This window comes from Methanocella sp. (assembly GCF_035506375.1).
In the GTDB taxonomy this organism is placed as follows: Archaea; Halobacteriota; Methanocellia; order Methanocellales; family Methanocellaceae; genus Methanocella.
On the sequence record NZ_DATJPM010000037.1, the window covers coordinates 1 to 16,034 of the forward strand.

14 protein-coding genes are annotated in these 16,034 nt (G+C 53.8%); 9 read left to right on the top strand and 5 right to left on the bottom strand.

Going from position 1 to position 16,034, the window contains the following annotated elements; all coding sequences use genetic code 11:
- The 4 genes from VMC84_RS04255 to VMC84_RS04270 form a co-directional block, all read left to right on the top strand.
- Positions 1-734 (top strand): hypothetical protein (locus tag VMC84_RS04255; protein ID WP_325378472.1); only part of this gene is annotated, 734 nt, incomplete at its 5' end.
- Between the two features lie 142 nt (positions 735-876).
- Complete coding sequence (locus VMC84_RS04260) at positions 877-4,254, top strand: S8 family serine peptidase (RefSeq protein WP_325378473.1); 3,378 nt, start codon at positions 877-879, stop codon at positions 4,252-4,254.
- Between the two features lie 124 nt (positions 4,255-4,378).
- Complete coding sequence (locus tag VMC84_RS04265) at positions 4,379-4,870, top strand: hypothetical protein (protein ID WP_325378475.1); 492 nt, start codon at positions 4,379-4,381, stop codon at positions 4,868-4,870.
- Positions 4,871-4,943: 73 nt separating this feature from the next.
- Positions 4,944-6,617 (top strand): hypothetical protein, encoded by a 1,674-nt coding sequence (locus tag VMC84_RS04270; RefSeq protein ID WP_325378477.1) that lies wholly within the window; start codon positions 4,944-4,946, stop codon positions 6,615-6,617.
- Positions 6,618-6,650: 33 nt separating this feature from the next.
- Here VMC84_RS04270 and VMC84_RS04275 read toward each other — a convergent pair whose 3' ends face one another.
- On the bottom strand, positions 6,651-6,857 hold the full coding sequence (locus tag VMC84_RS04275; RefSeq protein WP_325378479.1) for an ATP-binding protein: 207 nt from the start codon (positions 6,855-6,857) through the stop codon (positions 6,651-6,653).
- Between the two features lie 251 nt (positions 6,858-7,108).
- Between VMC84_RS04275 and VMC84_RS04280 the strand changes: the two genes are divergently transcribed.
- The 5 genes from VMC84_RS04280 (at position 7,109) to VMC84_RS04300 (ending at position 13,567) form a co-directional block, all read left to right on the top strand.
- Positions 7,109-7,705 (top strand): flavin reductase family protein, encoded by a 597-nt coding sequence (locus tag VMC84_RS04280; RefSeq protein WP_325378481.1) that lies wholly within the window; start codon positions 7,109-7,111, stop codon positions 7,703-7,705.
- A gap of 164 nt (positions 7,706-7,869) precedes the next feature.
- Entirely contained in the window at positions 7,870-8,790 is a 921-nt protein-coding gene (locus tag VMC84_RS04285; RefSeq protein WP_325378483.1) for a dihydroorotate dehydrogenase, read from the top strand.
- On the top strand, positions 8,771-9,547 hold the full coding sequence (locus VMC84_RS04290; protein ID WP_325378485.1) for a dihydroorotate dehydrogenase electron transfer subunit: 777 nt from the start codon (positions 8,771-8,773) through the stop codon (positions 9,545-9,547). The genes VMC84_RS04285 and VMC84_RS04290 overlap by 20 nt, the downstream gene beginning before the upstream one ends.
- Positions 9,544-10,275 (top strand): fumarylacetoacetate hydrolase family protein, encoded by a 732-nt coding sequence (locus VMC84_RS04295; RefSeq protein WP_325378487.1) that lies wholly within the window; start codon positions 9,544-9,546, stop codon positions 10,273-10,275. The genes VMC84_RS04290 and VMC84_RS04295 overlap by 4 nt, the downstream gene beginning before the upstream one ends.
- Positions 10,276-10,546: 271 nt before the next feature.
- Complete coding sequence (locus tag VMC84_RS04300) at positions 10,547-13,567, top strand: tetratricopeptide repeat protein (protein WP_325378489.1); 3,021 nt, start codon at positions 10,547-10,549, stop codon at positions 13,565-13,567.
- Positions 13,568-14,112: 545 nt separating this feature from the next.
- On the opposite strand, the gene VMC84_RS04305 is transcribed toward VMC84_RS04300, so the two are convergent.
- From VMC84_RS04305 to VMC84_RS04320, 4 genes are all read right to left on the bottom strand, one after another.
- Entirely contained in the window at positions 14,113-14,247 is a 135-nt protein-coding gene (locus VMC84_RS04305; protein WP_325378491.1) for a hypothetical protein, read from the bottom strand.
- A 31-nt stretch (positions 14,248-14,278) separates the two neighbouring features.
- Entirely contained in the window at positions 14,279-14,491 is a 213-nt protein-coding gene (locus VMC84_RS04310) for a hypothetical protein (protein WP_325378493.1), read from the bottom strand.
- A 249-nt stretch (positions 14,492-14,740) separates the two neighbouring features.
- Positions 14,741-14,950 carry a hypothetical protein gene (locus VMC84_RS04315; RefSeq protein ID WP_325378494.1) on the bottom strand — a complete coding sequence of 70 codons (210 nt, stop codon included), beginning with the start codon at positions 14,948-14,950 and terminating at the stop codon, positions 14,741-14,743.
- 170 nt (positions 14,951-15,120) lie between these two features.
- Positions 15,121-15,444: a hypothetical protein gene (locus VMC84_RS04320; RefSeq protein WP_325378496.1), complete on the bottom strand. Its 324-nt coding sequence runs from the start codon at positions 15,442-15,444 to the stop codon at positions 15,121-15,123.
- Between the last annotated feature and the right edge of the window lie 590 nt (positions 15,445-16,034).

A 16,034-nucleotide genomic window follows, 5' to 3' on the forward strand; every position in this document is an offset into this window, starting at 1 on the left:
CGTTCTGGCTCGAAAAACAGGATGGCACTATAAATATGTCTACGGATACCATGATCGCATCGTGGAACTACCCGGCGATGGCCTGCGTCCAGAAGGGAATGGACGTGTCGGCCAACGGGGCGCAGATCATTAAAGGCGGAAAGGCCTTTGGTTCCCACGACGCGGCCGTGAACGAGGAAATTGATGCCAGCGTTGACATACCGACAAACCTGCCCAATACCACCGAAGTCCAGGTGATATACCATTGGGGCGACGTGGACACGAGTGCATCGACCCATCCGGATGTTAATGGGATCGTCCATATAGGGCCACTCCAGGGGGCATCCCATGTCTACAAGACGCCGGGGATCTATACGCCCAGCATCGAAGTCTTGAAGGACCTGACGTACCGGATAGGCTTTGCGACGAGCGACCCGCTGGACGTTAACGTGCGGCCGGGGATGATCATAGGCCCGACGGATCCCGTGTCGGATAGCGGCCCGTTTACTCTTTATACGAGCCTCCCCGCCAGCGGCCTAACGACGCAATGGACGCTCTACGATTCGCAGTGGAACCCGGTTCCCGCCGATAGCTATAGCGTGAACGTCCAGCCCGTCCAGGATAATTTAATCCAGGCGACTTTCAACTGCGCGAGGCCTTTGGCGTCGCACGGATCTTACAGCGTTCAGCTCGATATATTGCAGAATGGCAATATCGTCAGCTCGGAGGTGTACAGCTATGTGGCAACACAGTGAGGTGAGTCCGATGACCGGCATAAAGACTGATAATAGGGTCGATAACAATCGGGCAGGTAAAGGAATTATAAATGGTAGACCTGGTAAGCGATCTCCCTTAAGTCTTCGTTCCCTGCTTATTCTATTCCTGGCGGCAACCATCGTGTTGTCAACGCAGGTATCTCTGGCCCGGCAGGTGAATGATGGAGCCGGCGTGAGCGCCGTTTATACGCAATCGCTATCGACCTATGTCGTGGCCTTTGACGATATGCCGCAGGCCGGATCGCAGACTGCCCACGATCAAGTGGCCCTCCAGGTGAAAGCCTCCGGAGGAGAGGTCGTATACACCTACACGCTGGTCGACGCCATGGCGGTAAGAATACCGGATAGTGCGGTCGGCCAGGTGGCCAGTGTGCCAGGCGTAAAATCCATGACGAAGGACTATCCTGTCCACATCTCCATGGACCAGGTGGTCAACCAGACGGACGTCCGGAACATCTGGACGGACGCCAATCTCAACCAAAAATACGGGACCATCGATGGCAGTGGCATTAATATATGCATCATAGACACGGGCGTCGACGATACGCACCCGGACCTCAAGGGTAAGGTCGTGCTGGAACGAGATTTCACCGTTATGACCGGTGATCCGGGGACGATCGCTAAGGATAATAACGGGCACGGCACGTTCATCGCCAGCGAGATCGCGGGAAGCGGCGTATCTTCGATGAATGCCACGGGGGGCCCCGGCATCTATTTGAGAACCATTAATGGATACGAGAATCTGGCGAAGAATGACCCGAATTATACCGCGATGCGCGGACCCTTTAAAGGCATCGCTACAGGGGCCAATCTAATGTGCTTCAAGGTCGCGGGCGCGACGGGCGATGCGCCCTCCTCGATCGTCGAAATGGCCCTGGACTACGCCACCAATAAGTCGAAGATGCCCGGCGGGAGATTACCGGACATCATCTCAATGTCCTTGAATTCAGGCGTGCCCGATCCGCTCTTCACGCAATACGTGGAGAATGCGATCCAGAAGGGTATCGTCGTCGTCATATCAGCGGGCAATACCGGCCCCACCGGTACGGTTGAGGCGCCAGCAGATGCGCCCTCGGCCATCACGGTCGGCTCGGTGGCCCGGAATGATACCGTGTCATTCTTCAGCTCCCACGGTCCCGCGCCGCATGCCGTGGCAAAGCCTGACATCATGGGCGTCGGCGAAACGGTCATTGCTGCAAAGCCCGTCTTGAATAATGGCGTGGACAGCCCACTGACCAACTATTCGAATTACTATATGGTCGATCGGGGGACGTCAATGGCGACGCCCGAGGTGGCCGCGGTCGCGGCCCTGATGCTGCAGATCAACCCATCGCTCAAGCCTTCCCAGGTCAAGGAGCTCTTGATGGATAATGCCCGAAAGCCCGCCGGCTATACGCCCCAGGCGAGCGCGTACTACGGCGCGGGCATCGTCGATGCCTATGCCACCCTGATGGACCTGACCAATGGCAATATACCATCGATACCGTCGACGCCGAACGCGAGCATCTCCTTCGAGCAGCAGACCTACCAGGTCGATGAGAATTCGAAGTCGCTAAATGTGGTCGTCGATGCTAACTGGGATCCGAGCGTACTGGATGGCAAGAATGTCACGGTTAAATACGAGGCCCTGAGTGGCTCGGGAGATCTGGCGGCAATATCGGGGATCGATTATAATCTTAATACCGGCACGCTGACTTTCCAAAAACAGGGCGCCAGGAATCAGTTATCCATTCCGGTCACGATCCTGGACGATAATATCCCGGGTAACAATAAGAACTTCAATATCCGCCTTTCATCGATGGATAATGTGGCCATTGGCGAGCCGTCGACGACCGTAACGATATTGGATAGCGACTATTCCACGGTCAGATTCGCGGTCAACGGCTATACGGTGACCAACGGGGCCGGAATCGTAAAGGTCGATGTGCTGGCAAACCGGTGGGGCAATTCCCAGGATGACATAAAGGTCAACGTCAACCTGATAAACGGCACGGCCGTCTATGGTAAGGATTTCACGTGGAAAGACCAGCCGGTGTATGCGCCGGTCACCCTGGACTTTGGCACGGGGTCGAAGCAGAGCCTATACCTGACCATCAATAATCCGACGTCATTGGACACGAAGGCCTTCACCATCACGCTGAGCGATCCGGTGAAAGCCGAGCTCGGGAGCCCGAGCAGCGATCCCGTATGGATCATGGCCAGCGGATCAAACGATAAGACGCCACCGTCTACCTCATATGCCATATCGCCGGCTTCGCCGAATGGTAATAATGGCTGGTATAACAGTAATGTCACCGTCCAATTATCGTCTTCGGATACCGGGGGGTCGACGGTCGATCACATCTGCTATAGCCTGAACGATGGGGACACCGTACAGGTCGCGGGCAGCACTGCAACCATCAATATAACCTCGGACGGCAAGACGACGGTCAAATACTGGGCCGTGGACGGAGAAGGCAATACGGAAGCGGCCAAGGCGCTCCCGACGATATCCGTCGACAAGACGTGCCCTGTGATCACATATCTCGGGCGGACGCCCGCGGATAAAACGTGGATTAACAAGTCGGTCACCATGACCTTCAACAATTTCGACCCGACGTCGGGCGTCAGTGCGTCGACCATCACGAAGACAGTACCGTCGCCCGTGCCGGGAGACTGGAACAATGGCTCCGTCACCGTGACGGCTCAGGATAAGGCCGGTAATACGCAGACTTTGACGGTCAACGATAACATCTACGTCGACATGCTACCCCCCGTGCTGGGAACGATAAAGACGCCCACGGTCCCGCTGCCCATAAACTCAACGATAACGGTCAATGATACGTTCACCGATACCAGCGGGCTGGCAAGCGCCACGTGGAGCTGGGATGACGGGTCGCCCGATACCGCGGCCACCATCGACAACGTGAAAATGGTTGTCAACGGCACGCACAGGTTCACGGCACCCGGAACATACACCATCGGCCTGAATGTGACCGATAAGGCCGGGAACAAGAACTCGACGACCTTCGACTTCGTCGTCATCTACGATCCCAATGCCGGCGCGGTCATCGGCGTCGGCGGCTTCAATTCGCCCGCGGGCGCCTATGCCTGGAAACCGGCCAAGAGCGGCCCGGCCGCCTTTGGATTCGCCTCGGCCTACGTAACGGTGAAAAAAGTCACCACGCTCCAGGGTATCACCGAATTCATGATACTGAACGGACTCGACCCGTGGTTCCAGTCGTCCAGCTATGACTGGCTCGTCGTCTCGGGCTCTAAGGCCATATACCAGGGTACGGGCAAGTTCATCGGCAATGGCTCGAAGACCTATAAATTTGTCCTCAGCACCATCGATTCGGGGAACAATAATCAGTGGAACCCGCCGGCGGATAAGTTCCGGATCAAGATCTGGGACTCGACGACTGGCGCGGTGGTCTACGATAACCAGCCGGGCGCCGCCAACGATGCCGACCCGACACAGCTGACCACGTGGGGCAACATATTGATATATAAGCCATAGGTAGTGTAAAGAAGTGCATGGGCAGGGCTTAAGCCCTGTCCGTAATTTTTTTCGCTTGATAAGTAATCGTTAAATAAAATCGTCATCATTAGTAATATTAAGTTAAGTCATGGAGGCATTGAGGTTGAACTCGTTTATTACTAGTCGCTGGACCCTGGTGATCGTGATCGTGGCCGCCTGCCTGGCTATCAATGGCTGTATCTGCCCCTGGTTCGATGGCAATAAGCCTCAGCCAACGAAGGTCGACGCCGTCGTGCATGTGATCAATGCAACGGGAGATTCCGTCCCCGGCGTCACCGTCTATTTCTTATCCTGCATTCCGCATGCGGCGGACATCGGCGACCAGCACTTATCCGACGTCACCAATGAGGACGGCTATGTGCAATTCTCGACGAATTATACTTTTAAAGAGGGTGACGTGCTCTACCTGGGAGCGAGCACGGACCGGTCGCTCCTGGAAGCCGACTTCGCGGCCCGAAACTTCGGGGGCCAGGGAAAGATCGGGACGTGGAAAGCCTTCAGCTACGACCTCGTCAAGTATAGCCAGGGCGCCGAGAACGCCTCCATCAACGTCATGATGACGGTGGACAAGGATACTGGCAAGCTCGCCGATTAAGGCCCGCCATGGCAACCTATAATAGGGCAACGGTGAATCTACAGCATAGGCGGTAGTACCGCTGACGATCCCCATGTGCGCTTCGCAGACCCTTATCGAACGGCAGGCCATGGCCGCGCCGAACCGGGATATCCTGAAGGATTCCCGCATCCCGGCCACCATCCGCATCGGCGTCACCGGCCACCGGAAACTGACCGACTCGCAGGCGATCCTGGTGAGCGACTGTATGCGCCAGATCCTCGATACACTGGACAAGTGGCTCACGGAAAACCTGCATAACTCGCCGCACACGTTTGTGGTAATTTCACCCCTCGCCGAGGGGTCCGACCGTATCGTTGCCTGGGAAGTGCTGGACTGGGCGAAGGCGGACCCGGAATATAAGCCTAAGCTAGAGGTCATTCTCCCGTTTCCGGAAGAAGAATATAAAAAGGACTTCACGGGCCGGAGCTCGTATGAGGAGTTTAAAATACTCCTGGGGCGCGCCCGCTCGGTAAAAATTTTAGACACCATGAGGCCGGCTACGGAAGCCTATGTGCCCGTAGGGCGCTATGTCGTGCACGCCTCTGACGTGCTCATCGTGGTCTGGAACGGCCAGCCGCCCTGCGGAAAAGGCGGCACTGGCGACATCCTCGAGTACGCCCGAAACCTGGGCCAGTCCCTCTTCATAATTAACATCGCCACGGGCGAGATCACGGAAGAATGGAATAAGGACTGGGTCTATGACTCGCTCAAGTACCTCGACGTATTCAACGGAGAGCACCTGAATGCGAAGACATTCGAAGAATACGTGGATCGGCGCTTCGAATCGCTGGAGAAGAAGTCGGAAAAGGCGGGCCTGCCCCGGGAGCGGCTCCTGCCCATGAAGGAGGACCTGCTGCCCAAGTATGCCCGGGCCAGCCTGCTGGCCAAGCGCTATCAAGCCTATTATAATTGGGCCGGCGCCCTCATCTACCTCTTTTCGGCGCTGGCCGTCATCGCCGTCGCCATCCAGACGCTATTTATCCCGGGCCCGCCATATTACCTCATCTGGGTCGAGTTTTTCATTATCCTGTGCGTGCTGATCCTCCTGTGGGGCCTCGAGCATTTTAAAATCCACCGGAACTGGATCGATTATCGCTTTCTGGCCGAGCGGCTGCGCATCGCCATCTTCCTGTCCACGGCGGGCATCGAGTTCACGCCCTTGAAATATCCGCCGTATTTTACGATTTCCCAGCAGTCGGACTACTGGATCGTGAAGGCCTTCGGCTGGACTCTAAATTCAAGGCAAAAGCTCTCATCGGACGTGCCTTTCGAGGCCTCGAAAAAGTTCCTGCTGGAAGCCTGGGTGGATGATCAGCTCTCCTTCTATAGCAGCAAGTACGAGAAGAACAAGCATAGGATGGAAGTGCTGGATCTGACGGGATATGCCATGTTCATAGCCACCCTCATCGCGTCGTTCATGCACGCCTCGGAGCTCGAGGAGCTGTTGCCCGAATTCCTGGCCAACGCGAATTACCTCACGTTCATCGGTATCGTTTTCCCCACGGTGGGCGCCCTGCTCGTGGGCTTCCAGCTGCACCGGGAATACAAGCGGAACGCCGAGCGCTATAGCCAGATGATCGCGCCGCTGTTTTCCATAAGCCAGCAGATGCGCCTTGCGGGCGATAGGGAGACCCTGGGTAAACTGCTCGAGAGGGCTAACGACCTGATGCTTAAGGAGAACCAGGACTGGCGCGTAAGCATCCTGTCGCAGAAGATTGGCGTTTAGATTCTATATATTCAAATTGATAAAAAAAGCCTGCTAATGGGAAGCCATGCGGTTTACATATTTCATGACTTCCTCGATATCCCTTGCCCCATACTGGCATATTATGACACATATTCCGCATTCGGTGCATTTATCCGGGTCGACGTAAGGTATGAGATCCATGGTTATGGCCTCCTCCGGACACTTCTCTGCGCACGTGCCGCATCCGCTGCATTTCTGAGGATTTACTTGCGATGGCATATATGCCCCCAATAGATATTTTGACCGCTAGATAAGCTATTATATAAAAATCGCTTATACTACATAAATATTGCCAGAGAAGAATGTATTTTCGAATGAGACGATTGTTATTATGACTTTAAGTATATTTTATAAAACGTATATTATAGGATATATCTTACATGACATATATAAGGCCATAGAACGATTTAGATAATAAGCCTTATAGAAAAATCTATTATATACTAAGCTGATAAACTATTGGTGATGCCATGGAGAAAATATCGATACATAACGTCCCTTTTATGATGCCTACTCCCACGGTGCTGGTGGGCGCTAACGTTAAAGGAAAGCCTAACTTCATGACCGTCGGATGGACCGGCTTTACCAACATCAGCCCGCCCATGTTAACGGTCGCCATCGGCCAGAAGAAGTATACGAACCTGGGAATCCTGGAGAACAATACGTTCAGCGTTAACGTACCGAATACGAAGCAGATGGTCGTTACGGACTACTGCGGCATCGTCTCGGGCTCGAAGGTCGATAAGTCGGCACTGTTCGAGATCTTCTACGGCAAGCTTGGCACGGCCCCGATGATCAAAGACTTCCCGGTCAACATGGAGTGCAAGCTCTTTAAGTCAATAGACCTCCCGAACCGGACGCTCCATATTGCGGAGATCATGGATGTTTTTATCGATAAGGAATGCATGACCGAGGACCGGCCCGATATCAAGAAGATCGACCCCATCATACTGACGTTCCCCAAGTGGATGTACTATAGCATGGGCGATGTCATCGGCAGGGGCTTCTTTATCGGCAAGGAATATAAGAAAAACTCGGAAGAGGCACCGGTCATCGCGCAAAAATAAACTCTTCTATCTCTTCCTCTTTCTGGACCGAATGTCTGCGTTTTTTCACGTCCGCATACATCTAAAATATGTTTCGCTAAAGGTCGTTATATAAGGATTTGTGTAGTGGCATTAGAAGAGACAAAAACTATATTTGCAGGATACCTCTTCTTAGATGAGCAGGCATGAAACTAACTGTCGAAACGGGCGGCCTGACGCTGGCCAACCCTACGATACTGGCAGCCGGCATATTAGGCACCACCGGGGCGTCGCTCAAGAGAGTGGCATCCATGGGCGCGGGCGCCGTCGTCACCAAGTCTATCGGAGTCGAGCCCAAGCCTGGCCACCCCAACCCGTCCATGGTAAAACTGGAGTGCGGCTACATTAACGCCATGGGCCTGCCCAATCCATCTTATGAGGAATTTTTACCGGAACTGGAGATCGCGAAGGAATCGGGCGTGCCCGTCATCGCGAGCATCTTCGGGGCTACCGAGGCTGAGTTTAAGGAAGTGGCAAAAGGCCTGCCGGGCGCATCGGCTTACGAGCTCAACGTGAGCTGTCCGCATGCGATAGGCTACGGCATGCAGGTGGGCACAGACCCTGCGCTTGTAAGAGCCATAACGCGTACCGTAAAGAGCGCGGTGAAAGCCCCGGTCTGGGTCAAGCTGACGCCGAACGTCACCGATATAACGGCCATAGGCCGGGCGGCTCAGGAAGGCGGCGCCGACGCGGTCGTGGCCATTAACACGGTCAAGGCCATGGCCATCGATATCGACAGCGGCTACCCGATACTGGGCAATATCCATGGCGGCCTCTCCGGTTCGGCCATTAAGCCTGTGGCAGTACGCTGCATCTACGATCTGTACGCGGCCCTCGATATACCGATAATCGGCGTCGGCGGCGTATCTAACTGGGCCGATGCCGTCGAGCTTCTGATGGCCGGGGCGGCAGCAATAGAAATCGGATCCGCAGTATACGATGATATCGGCATCTTTGCGTCGGTATCCATGGGACTATCCGACTATCTGGACCGAAAGAGCCTGAAGCTTGAAGACCTGATCGGAATGGCGTACCGGGTGGTGAAGCATGAGGCCGATAAGTGCTAAAATACTCGAGATCGTCGAGGAGACGCCGACGATCCGCACCTACAGGCTGGATACGTCCGACTGGCTCCGGGGCAAGCCCGGCCAATTTTTAATGGTCTGGGCTAGAGGCGTGGACGAGGTGCCCATGACGCTCTCGTATGACGATGCCATCACCGTGCAAAAGGTCGGCGATGCTACCGAAGCTATGTTCAGGCTCAAGGAAGGCGACTCCCTGGGCATTCGCGGCCCCTACGGTAACGGCTGGGAGCTTGTCGGCGAGGATATACTGCTCATTTCGGGCGGCGTGGGCTCGGCGCCGCTGGCGCCGCTGGCGGAGAAGGCTGCCTCCATAGGCGTAAAGGTCACGACGCTGGCCGGCTATCGTAACAAGGAAGAGGTCCATTTTGAGGGGAGGTTCAGGAAGGCCGGAGAAACGTTTATCGCCACGGACGACGGGACTTATGGCCAGAAGGGCTTTGTCACGGGCCTGATGACCAACATGGACTTAAGCAAGTACACCCAAATATATTGTTGTGGCCCGGAAAAGATGATGTACCGGGTCCTGAGCATCCTGGACGGGCATAAGCTGGCGCCCTGCGCGCAGTTCAGCATACAGCGATACCTGAAATGCGGCATTGGCGTATGCGGGAGCTGCTGCATAGACCCCGACGGACTGAGGGTATGCAAGGACGGTCCCGTATTCATGGGGAATGTTCTTTTAGACGCCGAATTCGGAAAATATGCCCGGGATGCGAGCGGCAGGAGGATGAAACTATGACATTTATCGGAAGGTTCAGGTATAATCACAGGGTATTCACCGGAGAAGTTATCGAGGGTAAGGTTCACTCAATGCTTGGCGGCAAGGAATATAAGCTGGATGAAGTGAAAATCCTGCCCCCCTGCACACCGAGCAAGATCGTCTGTGTCGGGTGCAATTACGTCGAGCATGCGAAGGAGCTGAACGAGCGTATTCCCGAAGAGCCCGTCCTATTCTTGAAGCCGCCTTCCAGCCTTATCGCAAATGAAGAAAATATCGTTTATCCTAAACAGTCGCAGCGCGTGGACTACGAGGCCGAGCTGGCCGTCGTCATCAGCCGGCGGACACGGCATGTTAAGAAGGAAAAGGCGAAGGACCATATATTAGGCTACACGTGTTTCAACGATGTCACGGCACGGGACCTTCAGAGAAAAGACATCCAGTGGACTCGTGCCAAGAGCTTCGACACGTTCTCGCCCATCGGGCCATTCATATCCACCGACATCGATCCGCTGAGCCTGAATATCAAGGCGAAGCTGAACGGCGAGGCCAGGCAGAGCTCGAACACGAAGGACATGATCTTCAATGTATACAGTCTTGTCGAGTTCATATCCGGCGTCATGACCCTTGAGGCCGGGGACGTCATCGCGACAGGCACGCCTCCTGGGGTCGGCCCCATGAAGCCAGGCGACACGATCGAGATCGAGGTCGAGAATATCGGCATGCTCAGGAACAAGGTCGTATCTTGAGTACCTAAATATTTTATTTTATTTAAAACAAATAAATTTGGTCACTTTTAAATGTGGAATTATTTGTTACAATTTTTTGAAGCACAGAAATATTTAATACCCCATAATACAATGGCAATTAGTATGATAAGCGGTTGCGAAGCAACTCGAAATAATGTTCCAATTAGAATAAATCGCTACTTATATACAATAAGCCATTGCTTCGCATGTGTATCGCATCGAGAAAAAACGAACAGGGGGCCTATTGGGGGACAAAAAGGGGTTCTTGTGAATGAGCGGGATAAAAAGCTTCTTCGATATAATTACAGGGAATTCGAAGCACAAGAACGAACCATTCATGCAGCGGGCAGTCAACCCCCGGGCTAGTGTAGCGTATAGCGTGGATGTTCGTTCGAGCATCGATTCGATACAGGATGTAAAGCTCGTCTTAGATGAGGCGATACGGGAGTATTCGGAAGCGGTACGGCAGAAGCCGGACTATGCGGAGGCCCACTATAATCTGGCCGTGGCCCTGGACGATAAAGGCCTGCTGGACGATGCCATCCGGGAGTTCCGAGAGGCCGTAAGGCTGAACCCGGATTTCCCCGAAGCGCACTATAACCTGGGCGTGGCGCTGGACGATAAAGGCTTTATCGACGATGCCATTAAGGAATACCGTGAATCCCTGAGACTGAACCCCGACTATGCAAGAGCTCACTATAACCTGGGCATCGCGCTAGGAAAGCGAAACCAGCTCGATGAAGCGGTTAAAGAATTCAAGGACGCGCTCAGGATAAACCCCGACTATCCGGAAGTTCACTATAACATGGGCGTCGTGCTCGGTAAGAAGGGCCTGCTCGACGACGCCATCAAGGCATTCCGTGACGCCATCGAGCTCAAGCCCGACGACGCCGAAGCGCACTATAATTTAGGCGTATCGCTCGACTATAAGGGCCTGGTCGACGAGGCCATCGTGGAATTCCGCGAGTCCGTCTGGCTGAAGCCCGACGACGCCGAGGGTCACTATAACCTCGGCCTGGCCCTGAGCAAGAAAGGCCTGTTCGACCAGGCAATCCGCGAATACCGCGAGGCCGTGAGGATCAAGCCCGACTATGCAAAAGCGCATAACAATCTGGGCATTCTGCTGGATTACCGGGGCCAGATTGACGAGGCCATCAAGGAGTATTATGCTGCAGTCAGGCTCAGGCCCGACGACTCGGAAGCACATTATAATCTTGGTGTCGCCCTGGCATCCAGGAACGCCCTGGACGAGGCCGCCCAGGAATTCAAGGACGCGGTCAAGATCAAGCCCAATTACGCGGAGGCTCACTTCAAGCTCGGCTACGTCTTTTGCAGTAAAGGCGCCCTGGACGACGCGATCAAGGAATTACGGGAAGCCATCTGGCTGAGGCCAAACTATGCCGAAGCCCATTATAATCTGGGCGTGGTCTTCGGAAAGAAGAACCTCATGGACGACGCGATCCGCGAGCTCAAGGACGCCATCAGGCTCCGCCCCGACTATGCCGAAGCCCATTACAATCTCGGGCTGGCCTACGACTATAAAGGCCAGCTGGATGATGCTATCCGGGAATACCGGGAAGCCCTGCGGCTCAAGCCCGACGACGTGAAGGCGCGGAATAACCTGGGCGTGGCGCTCGACGACAAGGGATTCCTGGAAGATACCATTAAAGAGTTCCGGGAGGTCGTCTGGCTGAAGCCCGACGATCCGGAAGCGCACTATAACCTGGGCCTGGCGCTGAGCAAGAAGGGCCTGCTGGACCATGCAATCCGGGAGTTCCGCGAGGCTTACCGCCTGAAGCCGGACCTCGCCGAAGCATTCTACAACCTGGCCGTCGTCTTTGGTAAGAAAGGCATGCTCGACGACGCCATCCGCGAGTACAAGGAAGCCGTGAGACTGCGGCCGGACTATGCGGAAGCGCACTATAACCTGGCCACGATCTATGGTAAAAAGAGCATGGTCGACGAATCCATCCGGGAGTTCCGGGAGGCGGTTCATTTGCGCCCCGAGGATGCGAACGCTCACTATTATCTGGGCCTGGCGCTGAATAAGAAGGGCCTGGTCGACAACGCCATTCGTGAGTATATTGAAGTTGTCCGGCTCAAGCCCGAGGACGCACAGGCGCATAATAACCTGGCGCTGGCGCTTAACGATAAGGGCATGGTCGACGAGGCCGTCCGTGAATTTAAAGAGGCCCTCAGGATCCGGCCCGAGTACTCGGAAGCGCACTTCAACCTGGCGGTCGTCCTGGATAAGAAGGGCCTGCTGGATGAAGCTATCGGCGAATACACCATCGCCATCGAGCAGCGTTCCGATGAGCCCGGCTATCATTATAACCTCGGCATGGCCCTCGTGAAGAAGGGCCTGCTGGATGAGGCAATAAAGGAATTCAGAGAGGTCATCTGGCTCAGGCCCGAGGACTTCAATGCCCGGTACCAGCTGGGCATGGCTTTCAACGAGAAGAACATGCTCGACGACGCCATCCGCGAGCTGCGGGAAACGCTCCACATGGTGCCGGACGACGCCAATGTTCACTATAATCTGGGCGTTGTCCTGGGTAAAAAGGGCCTGCTGGATGAAGCCATTGTCGAGTTCAAGTCCGTCCTGCAGTCGAAGCCGGACGAAGTCAACGCCCACTATTACCTCGGCCTGGCCTATAACTATAAAGGCCTTTACGACGATGCGGCCGCCGAATTACTCGAGGCCCTGCGCCTCCAGCCCGACGATGCCAACACGCACTATAACCTGGGCGTGGTCATGGCGAACCGCGGCCAGCTTGACGAGGCGATCAAGGAGTATCGCGAGGCCTTGAATATCAAGCCCGACTATGCCAGGGCCCATAACAACCTCGGCATCATCCTGGACTACCGCGGCCTTGTGGACGACGCCGTCTCCGAATACCTGGAAGCGCTGCGCCTGCAGCCGGACGACGCCAACGCTCACTATAACCTTGGCCTGGCTTACGATAACAAGGGCCTGGTCGACGAGGCCATCCGCGAGCTGCGGGAGACGATCCGCCTGAAGGCAGACGACGCCAACGCCCATTATAACCTGGGCGTGATCCTGGGCAAGAAAGGTCTGCTCAAGGAGGCCATCGACGAGTACAACATCGCGGTATGCCTCAGGCCGGACTATGCCGAGGCATATTATAACCTGGGCTTCGCCCTCGATACGGCCAACATGAATACGATGGCCGTCGAGGCCTACCGGAAGTTCATCGACTGTGCGCCGCCCCAGTACGCCAGCTACGTGGACCACGCGCGGCAGCGCGTGCGCGACATGGGCAACGCATAGTCTTTTTAAATTTTTAAGCCCGCGAAGCTTGCTAAGCCCGCGAAGACCTTATTAAAGAAATTGCTGTGTTGAATATGCCCTTTTAAGTCTCGGAGTGTACGGAGGCACTATTTTTCACCACAAAGGCACTATGGGCACGGAGGCCCACAAAGTCTTTTTTATAATTAAGAGACAAAGGGCACAAAGCCGCTTTTTGGACTTTTAAGATACAGGATATGAAGGCACAGGGGCAAAAAGTGCTATCATGTTCATTCCACTGTGTCTTTGTATCCTTCGTGCCCTGATGTCAATGAACCGGCTTTGTGATTCTTTGTAACTTAATTTAAAAAGAAAACTTTGTGGGCCTCCGTGCTCTTCGTGCCTCTGTGGTGAAAAATAGTGCCCTCCGTGCCCTTATGAAGCTTAAAATACGGGAGTAATTCAACACAGAAGTCATAATTAATTTCTTTAATAGAGTCTTCGCGGTCTTCGCGTTAGCTTCGCGGATTTCGCGCTCGAAACGGTCTTCGCGGGCTTAGCAAGCTTCGCGGGCTTAAAACGGGTTATTACCAGAAGCCGCCGCAAAGTGGATAGCCGAACTTAGCCAGTAAAGCGAACCCGCTGCCGAGCACTGTACCATGACCGAAAGCCGCATCGAACATCGTGCCGAAGCCCATGATGTAGTTTAAGATATCGTACATGCCCGCCTCATAAAAATGGAAAAAGGGCTGCTTACCAGCAGCCCAGGCCACCGAAGAGTCCCATGGGCCAGCCCATAGCTGCGATCGGGCCCCACCAGCCGGGCAGCACGCCGCCACAAATGCCTAGGCCGGCGCATCCGCATCCTGAGCCGCAGCCGAATCCGCCCAGCCATGCGCTGGCCGGCAAAGTCGAAAGCGTTATTGCGATGCCCGCCGCGCCCAAAGCTAAAAGTCTCTTGAACATACCTGTATAGTACCTCCTGTCAAATACGGAAATGCTAACCGGGGCATTTAATATTGCCTGTACATTTAGTGAAAATAGGGGCTTTTAAGAGCGATTATTAATAACGGAGATATTTATAGGCTTAATTACCTAAAATAAGCTATATTTTAGCCTTATAATCTTTTCTAATAGAGTTATAAACTATAGTATTCTAATGAATAAGCAAATATAAAAAATAGTACGGGAAGCGAGCTTCCCTGAGATCAGAGCTTACCAGTAGCCCCAGCCGAAGGGGCCAAAGGCACCGAAGGGGCCAAAGGCACCGAAGGGGCCAAAAGGACCGAATGGCCCAAAGGGACCGAACCCCAAAGTCCCAAAGCCGAAGCCAACGCCGAAGCCAAAGCCACAGGCCGCGGCCGGAAGGGCCGTTACGGCAAATATGGCGAAAGCTGTCACTGCTGCAATCAGTTTCTTGAACATCTACACAACTCCTCCCATTAGAAATGAGGCACGACATAGTGTTGAATATTGCCTGCCGAATTAGTGAAAACTGGCCAGTTCTAAGCCATTATTAATGCCCGGTAAAAAATAACGATAAAATAGAAAAGGGATTTGTGACGATCCCCGACCAACTCGCTTATTCGCTCACCCTAGCAGAAGCCACCGAAGCCGCCGAGGCCGTAGCCACCGAGGCCGTAGCCACCGAAGCCGCAGCCGCCAAAGCCATAGCCGGTGCCCCAATACGGCGAACCCCAGCCGAAGCCGTCCCAGCCAAAGCCAGAGGCGCCGGTGAAGCTGGCAGTATACGTGGACGACGTAGTGTACGACGAAAAGCCTGTCCCAAAGGGACTCCAGCCGAAACCGCTGCCCCATGGGCCCCAGCCGCCCCACGTGCCCCACCAGGCCGACGCGGGAAGTATGAATGCCGCCGCTACGAGGACTACAGCTAGTGCCATCATAAGTTTCCTGAACATGTTTATCTTACCTCCTCCATTACATCTGATAGTAGGATATGTTGTTTAATATTATGCGTATTTTAAAGCACTACTGGAGAAATAAGTCTAATTTTTAGCGATTATAACTATTAAGCAACCATTTATGGTTATTTTGCTAAAATAAGGTCAATTATACGTTATATTTCATGGAATAGGTAGATTATTGCCTGGTCGGGGGCTCCATTATTCTTCCCCCGAACGGTCGGGCGGTATACCGGGGCCGTAAGGCCGGCATAAAGTAACCTATATTTACCATGTTATAGCCAGAAAATGCTCATGAATTGCATTAAGGATAAGTAAAAAAACTGCACTTCAACGTTCCCGGCATCCGATAAAGCGAATCGACGATAATGTTAACAGGGACTTCATCTATTAGCCTTTGCTTTATTATAAATAGTTTACAATAATACTTAACGGTCGTGTTTTAGGATGATAAATCGCCGATTAAGTTATACTTTTTTAAATGATAATCGTTTGTTGTGGATTAGATTTACAATTTTGCGCTCAATGAAATTAATGGAAACGCAGGTTTCGATAGAAGATCATATATAAAAGTCTGGATAGTGCCA